At 37.1% G+C, this 6,967-nt stretch carries 5 protein-coding genes and 1 pseudogene; all 6 read right to left on the bottom strand.

The features are described 5' to 3' along the window. Nucleotides 1–168 precede the first annotated feature (168 nt). Nucleotides 169–1,947 (bottom strand): acyl-CoA dehydrogenase family protein, encoded by a 1,779-nt coding sequence (locus tag WBY99_RS00920; protein WP_423974469.1) that lies wholly within the window; start codon nucleotides 1,945–1,947, stop codon nucleotides 169–171. 106 nt (nucleotides 1,948–2,053) lie between these two features. Continuing rightward, complete coding sequence (locus WBY99_RS00915) at nucleotides 2,054–2,407, bottom strand: four helix bundle protein (protein ID WP_423974468.1); 354 nt, start codon at nucleotides 2,405–2,407, stop codon at nucleotides 2,054–2,056. Nucleotides 2,408–2,449: 42 nt separating this feature from the next. Then, nucleotides 2,450–3,634 (bottom strand): acetyl-CoA C-acyltransferase, encoded by a 1,185-nt coding sequence (locus tag WBY99_RS00910; protein WP_423974467.1) that lies wholly within the window; start codon nucleotides 3,632–3,634, stop codon nucleotides 2,450–2,452. Nucleotides 3,635–3,743: 109 nt separating this feature from the next. Then, a pseudogene (gene tnpA / locus WBY99_RS00905) lies at nucleotides 3,744–4,204 on the bottom strand (IS200/IS605 family transposase). A 117-nt stretch (nucleotides 4,205–4,321) separates the two neighbouring features. Further along, nucleotides 4,322–6,715 (bottom strand): 3-hydroxyacyl-CoA dehydrogenase/enoyl-CoA hydratase family protein, encoded by a 2,394-nt coding sequence (locus tag WBY99_RS00900; protein ID WP_423974466.1) that lies wholly within the window; start codon nucleotides 6,713–6,715, stop codon nucleotides 4,322–4,324. 5 nt (nucleotides 6,716–6,720) lie between these two features. Beyond that, nucleotides 6,721–6,967, bottom strand: a 247-nt coding sequence (locus tag WBY99_RS00895) for a MarR family winged helix-turn-helix transcriptional regulator (protein ID WP_423974465.1), incomplete at its 5' end; no start/stop codon positions are given.

Below are 6,967 nucleotides of genomic sequence, written 5' to 3'. Positions count from 1 at the left end.
CATAATGGAAACCTCTGAAAATATGGTCAAATTATCCACCATAAAATTTTTATTGAATAAAATTTAAACAGGCTCTTAGTTCCCTTCAATTAACCTCAAAAAAACGCCCCAGTTTCCCGAGACGTTTCATGTTTTAAAGAATGGATTGCTTCGTTCCTCGCAATGACATTAATACGAACCTTTCTCAATGAAATGCGCCGCAATTTTTTCGGTAAGCGCAACCACATTTGGCATATTAGTGTATTTGGTAAATCTGCGTAAACCGGAAAGCATCATGCGTTGTTCGTCGCCTTCTACAAAGGAAATAATTCCTTCTTTTGCGGCGGTGATGATTTTTTCAACCGCTTTATAAAGATTGAGTTGCGCCATTGCCGCTTCCACAGAATCTGCGCTGAAATGTTTTTCAGCTCTTAAAATTGCTGATTCTGCCATGTAAATTTGGTTCAGAATTTCAGATGCATTTAATAATAAATGTTGCTGTTTCTCAATATCCATCATGAATTTTTGAAGTGCAGCTCCCGCAACCATCAAAAATACTTTCTTCAAATTAGCAATGATTGCTTTTTCTTCCGACATAAATTCGGAATAGTCTGGAGTTTCAAAAGATGGAATTCCCATCAACTCTTTTCCTACCGCCATTGCTGGACTCATTAAATCGAGTTCGCCTTTCATTGCGCGTTTTATCAACATTCCTACGGCTAATAATCGGTTGATTTCGTTGGTGCCTTCGTAGATTCTTCCGATTCTTGCATCTCGCCATGCAGATTCCATTGGAGTATCTTCGGAGAAGCCCATTCCGCCGTAGATTTGAATTCCCTCATCAGCGGTGTTTTGCGTTAAATCTGAAACGAAAACCTTTAAAATTGATGCTTCTACTGCAAATTCTTCAACTCCTTTTAATTCAGCTTGTTGATGGTTTAATCCGCCAGAAACTAATTCTTCAATTTTATCTTCTACATTTTTCGCCAAACGATAAGATCCCGATTCACTCACGAAAACGCCCGTTGCCATTTCTGCAATCTTTTTTCTGATGGCTCCAAAAGTGGAAATAGAAACCCCAAACTGTTTTCTTTCATTGGAGTATTGAATGGAGTGATTCAAGATTCTTCTTTGTCCATCAAGGTTTGCTGCGGCTAATTTAATTCTGCCAACATTCAAAGCATTCAAAGCGATTTTGAAACCATTGTTTCTTTCGCCTAACATATTTTCTACCGGAACTTTCATATCATTAAAGAAAACCTGACGGGTAGAGGAGGAGCGAATGCCCAATTTATGCTCTTCTTCGCCTAATGTCAATGAATTTGGATCTTCCAATTCCGAACGATTAATTACAAATCCAGTGATGTTTTTGTCGTCATCAATTTTCGCAAAAAGCGTGAAAGTATCTGCAAAACCTGCATTAGAAATCCACATTTTCTGTCCGTTGATGATGTAATGTTTTCCGTCTTCGGATAATTTTGCTTTTGTTTTTCCGCTGTTGGCATCGGATCCGGCGTCTGGTTCGGTTAAGCAATACGCCCCGAATTTTGTTCCTGTTGCTAAATCGGGAAGGTATTTATTTTTTAATTCTTCTGTTCCGTAAAGCAAGGTTGGTAAAGTTCCGATTCCGGTATGTGCGCCGTAAGCGGTTGCCAATGAACCATTTCCGCCAGAAACGTAATCGCAAGCCAACATTGTGGAAACGAATCCCATCCCTAAACCGCCATATTCTTCGGGAACGGCAATTCCCAAAAGTCCCATTTCGCCCAATTTACGCATTGATTCTTCGGTTAACGCATAATCTTTTTTCTCGAAACGATCATGGTTGGGAACGATTTCTCGATCAATAAATTCTTTTGCAGAATCGCGAAGCATTTTCTGTTCTTCACTCAATTCTTCAAGACTGAAAATTTCATTTGCAGGAATTTCTTTAATTAAGAATTCGCCGCCTTTTAAGGTATTGTTCATTTGTTTTTAATTTTAGATTTTGAGAATAAAGAGAAAAGGGGTAAAGACTTCATTTGGTTGTAATTAATATTGTTTAATCTCTTCATTCAATGTTTTTTTTAATTTTTTACAGTAGAGTTTTTTGAAAACCAGAAACCATTTTTTGTAATTCTGTAATTTGATTTTCAATGTTTTCTGAACTTTCTTCGAGGATGAATTTTCTTTTTGTAGAAATAATTATTTGAGTTTGCATTTCATAAAGAGAACCTTGACTGTATTCTAAAAAGCGGTTTAAGTCTTTATTTGAAGTTCTACTTGAACCTTCTGCAATATTTGAACGAACGGAAACCGCACATCTTCTTAATTGAGATTTCAAACCAAATCCTTCAGATTTTGGAAAGTTTTCAGTCTCTTCGTAAACATCAACCGCCAAATTGATTGATAACTTCCAAATATTTAAATATTTAAAATTATGTTTCATTTTGTAAATCTTTGCTCTTTTCTCTTTATTCTATTCGTCTATTTAAAGAAGTTCAAATATACTTGCCGCTCCTTGCCCCGTTCCCACGCACATCGAAACCATTCCGTATTTCATGTTTCCGCGTTTTCGCATTTCGTCGAGAATTTGAACGGTGAGTTTTGTTCCAGTGCAACCCAATGGATGTCCGAGTGCGATTGCGCCGCCGTTTACATTTAAGATTTCAGGATTGAGGTTCAATTCTTTTTTCAAAGCGACGGATTGAGAGGCAAAAGCTTCATTCAATTCAATGAGGTCGATGTCTTTTAATTCTAAACCTGCTTGTTTCAACGCTTTTGGAATCGCATATAAAGGCCCCATTCCCATGATTCTCGGTTCTAAAGCTGCAGCAGCATAAGCGACTAATCTTGCTTCTGGTTCTAAACCTAATTCCTTAACCATTTCTTCACTCATCACGATTACGAAAGCAGCACCGTCACTCATTTGTGAAGAATTTCCAGCAGTTACGCTTCCGCCGTTTGCAAAAACTGGACGAAGTTTTGCCAAACCAGCCAAACTCGTGTCTTTTCTTGGACCTTCATCTACAGAGAAATCGAATTTCTTAGTTTGCATTTTTTGGTTTTCATCCAAGAAATTATATTCTACCGGAATGGGAACGATTTGATCTTTAAATCGACCTGTTTCATTGGCTTTTAAAGCTTTCATATGAGATTCAAAAGCGAACTGATCTTGCTCTTCACGAGAAATATTGAATTGTTTCGCCACTTCTTCTGCCGTATAACCCATTCCCCAATAATAATCGGGATTTACTTTTGCCATATCGGTTTCCGGAACGGGTTTGTAACCACCCATCGGAATATAGCTCATTGATTCTGTACCACCTGCGATAATGCAATCTGCCATTCCTGCCTGAATTTTCGCAGATGCAATCGCAATCGCCTCAGATCCGGAGGCACAATATCTATTCACGGTAACTCCAGGAACTTTGTCGGTTTGTAATCCCATCAAAGAAATTAAACGTGCCACATTCAGCCCTTGTTCGGCTTCAGGCATTGCATTTCCAACGATAAGGTCGTCGATTCTGTTTTTGTCTAATTGCGGAACTGCTGCCATCAATTTTTCGATAACGGTTGCCGCCATGACATCCGGTCTTGTAAATCTTAAACTTCCTTTTGGCGCTTTACCAACGGCCGTTCTGAATCCTTTGATTATGTATGCTTGTTTTGACATTTTTTTATTAATTAAAAATTAGTTTAAAAGTTTTCGCCTCGTAGAGGCAAACTGTTAATAGCAATTTAGTTTGTTTCTTGCGGAGCTCCGTAGGAGCGACCTGTTAATTTTATTCAATCCAATCAAACAAATATTTAGAATCATATTCAATTTCAAATTTCTCTAAAAAATCCAAATATTCGTTTTTAAATGTTTTGTTTTTATGATGTTCCTCTTGGTTTAAAATATATTTCACAACCGAATCTACACTGCTTTTAGAATAAGAAAATGCACCATATCCTTCCTGCCAATTAAATTTTTCATTCGTCCATTTCTTTTCATTAATGAATTTTGAAGAACCTGCTTTGATATCCCTAACCAAATCTGAAATTAACATAGTAGGACTCATACTTACAAGAATATGAACGTGGTCGGGCATTGCAAAAACAGCAAATGATTTTTGATTTCTGTTCGAAATAATCCCTGTAATAAATTTATGTAATCTTCCCTGTTTTCTTTTGAAATCAGATTTTGCCTTCTTTTAACAGCGAAAACAATTTGAATATAAATTTTGGTATAGGTATTTGCCATAAAATTAACAGGTCATACATTAAAATTGGTAAAACATTCAATTATCAGGTCGCCTCTACGAGGCTAAACAAAATTTGTAAACTATTCTATTAACAGGGCGCTCCTACGGAGCTTTCTTTAGTTTCTTAGCGGTTTTCCGTTTTGCAACATATATTGAATTCTCTCCAAAGTTTTCCTTTCTCCACAAAGTTGAAGGAAAGTTTCTCTTTCGAGGTTCAATAAATACTGTTCTGTAACCACGGTTGGTTCGGAAAGATTTCCTCCTACCAAAACGTTTGCGAGTTTATCAGCAATCAATTTGTCGTGTGCAGAAATGTATTTTCCGGTCAACATTTGGTCGGTTCCAACGTAGAACATTCCGAGTGCATCTTTACCCAAAACTTTCACTTTTTGCTCAATAGGTTGCGTGTAACCTTGTTCTGCCATTAGTTTAGCCACTTTTTTGGCTTCGAGAATTTGAGTGTTTTTGTTTACGACCACAATATCTTTGTGATTTTCTAAAATTCCCATATCATAAGCTTCGTAAGCAGAAGTTGCCACTTTACCCATTGCGATATTCATGAAAGCATCGCGAAGACGGTTGTTTTTCACATCATCATTATGAAATTCTCTCGAAGTTCTGATGGCAAATTCTTTCGTTCCGCCACCGCCGGGAATTACGCCGACTCCAGTTTCCACCAAACCGATGTAAGTTTCCGCTGCTGCAACCACTTTATCAGCATGCATTGTCATTTCGCAACCGCCGCCTAAAGTCATTCCGTGTGGAGCAACAACGACAGGAATTGAGGAATAACGAACTCTCATCATGGTTTTTTGAAAATAAGCGATTGCCATATTCAAATCGTCCCAATCTTGCTCGATTGCCATCATCAAAATCATCGCTAAATTCGCTCCAACAGAGAAATTTGCTCCTTGATTTCCTACAACCAAACCGTCGTAATCCTTTTCTGCTAAATCGATTGCACGATTTAATCCGTCTAAAACTTCGCCGCCCAAAGAATTCATTTTTGAACGGATTTCGAAATTGATAATTCCGTCGCCTAAATCCAGAATTGCTGAACCTGAATTGCTCCAGAGGGTTTTATTTTTTCTGATATTATCAAGAATAATGAATGATTCTTGCCCTGGAATATTAGTGTAGTTTCCAGAATTTTTATCAAAGAAAATACTTTGACCTTCATCATTTACTTTATAGAAAGATTCTACGGTTTTCACCCAATCCGAAACTTCGTAACCGGCTTCTTTAGCTAATTCAATACCTTTTTGAACACCAACTGCATCCCAAATTTCAAACGGTCCATTTTCCCAACCGAAACCGGCTCTCATCGCATCGTCGATTTTGTAAACTTCATCAGAAATTTCAGGAACTTTATGCGAAACATAAGCGAACAAAGCACCTAAAGATTTTCTGTACAATTCGCCTGCTTTGTCTTTTCCGCCGATTAAAACTTTAAATCTATCAATCGGTTTGTCGATATTTTTGGTTAATTCTAAAGTAGGGAACGATGATTTTCCTTGAAGTTCGTATTCCATCGTATCCAAATTCAACCCTTGAATTTCAGATTTTCCTTCTGCATTTTTTACTTTCTTATAGAAACCTTGCTCGGTTTTTGAACCCAACCATTTATTATCAACCATTTTCTGGATATAACCTGGAAGTGCAAAAACATCATTGAAATTGTTGGCTTCGGCACCGCTTTGGCGAACACCGTTTGCAACCATCACCAAAGTATCCAAACCAACAACATCAGCAGTTCTGAACGTCGCAGATTTCGGTCGACCAATAACTGGACCTGTTAATTTATCAATATCAGTAACGTTTAAACCTAAATTTTTCACTTCGTGAAGCAAATTCATCATCGAGAAAACACCAATTCTGTTGGCGATAAAAGCAGGAGTATCTTTGGCTAAAACCGTAGTTTTTCCTAAGAATTTTGCTCCGTAACTCATGTAGAAATCTATAATTTCTGGTGCTGTTTCTGGCGTTGGAATAATTTCTAAAAGCGGCAAATATCTTACCGGATTAAAGAAATGTGTTCCTGCAAAATATTTTTTAAAATCGTCGCTTCTGCCTTCTATCAGGAAGTGAATCGGGATTCCAGAAGTGTTGGAAGATACTAAAGTTCCGGGTTTTCTGAACTGTTCGATTTTTTCGTAAACCGATTTTTTAATGTCGAGTCTTTCAACCACAACCTCAATAATCCAATCTGTTTTCTTGATTTTCGGTAAATCATCATCGAAGTTTCCCACTTTAATTCTATCCGCAAATTTCGGAGAATACAAAAGTGCTGGACTCGATTTTGTCAATTTCACAAAGTTTTCCGTAGCAATTCTGTTTCGAACGGCTTTGTCTTCTTTCGTCAAACCTTTTTTCTGTTCACTTTCGGTCAGTTCAAATGGGACAATATCCAACAAAAGCACTTCTACACCAATGTTGGCGAAATGTGCGGCAATGCCCGAACCCATAATTCCTGAACCGAGAACCGTAACGTGTTTAATTCTACGTTTCATATTTTTTATTTTTTATTATTTAAGTCATTGGCGATTTTCAAAATATCGGTCATCACTTCTTTAAATATTTCCATTTTTTCTAAAGGAATTTTTTCAACCACTTTTTTGTTGAAATTCAAAACCACTTCTTTAGATAAGTTCCTACTATTCAGTCCTTTATCTGTAAGTTTAATGATGACTTCTCTTTTATCGTTGCTCGTTTTTTCTTTGTAGATATATCCGTTGTCTTCTAAAAGTTTAATGATTCTGGTG

Origin of the sequence: Kaistella sp. (assembly GCF_049588135.1) — a bacterium.
Classification (GTDB): Bacteria; Bacteroidota; Bacteroidia; order Flavobacteriales; family Weeksellaceae; genus Kaistella.
Note: the sequence above shows the minus strand (reverse complement) of the source record. Positions and strands in the feature narration are given on the sequence as shown.

Coding starts and splice junctions, on each gene's coding strand:
- WBY99_RS00920 (WP_423974469.1), bottom strand. CDS start 1,947: ATGAACAATACCTTAAAAGGCGGCGAATTCTTAATTAAAGAAATTCCT.
- WBY99_RS00915 (WP_423974468.1), bottom strand. CDS start 2,407: ATGAAACATAATTTTAAATATTTAAATATTTGGAAGTTATCAATCAAT.
- WBY99_RS00910 (WP_423974467.1), bottom strand. CDS start 3,634: ATGTCAAAACAAGCATACATAATCAAAGGATTCAGAACGGCCGTTGGT.
- WBY99_RS00900 (WP_423974466.1), bottom strand. CDS start 6,715: ATGAAACGTAGAATTAAACACGTTACGGTTCTCGGTTCAGGAATTATG.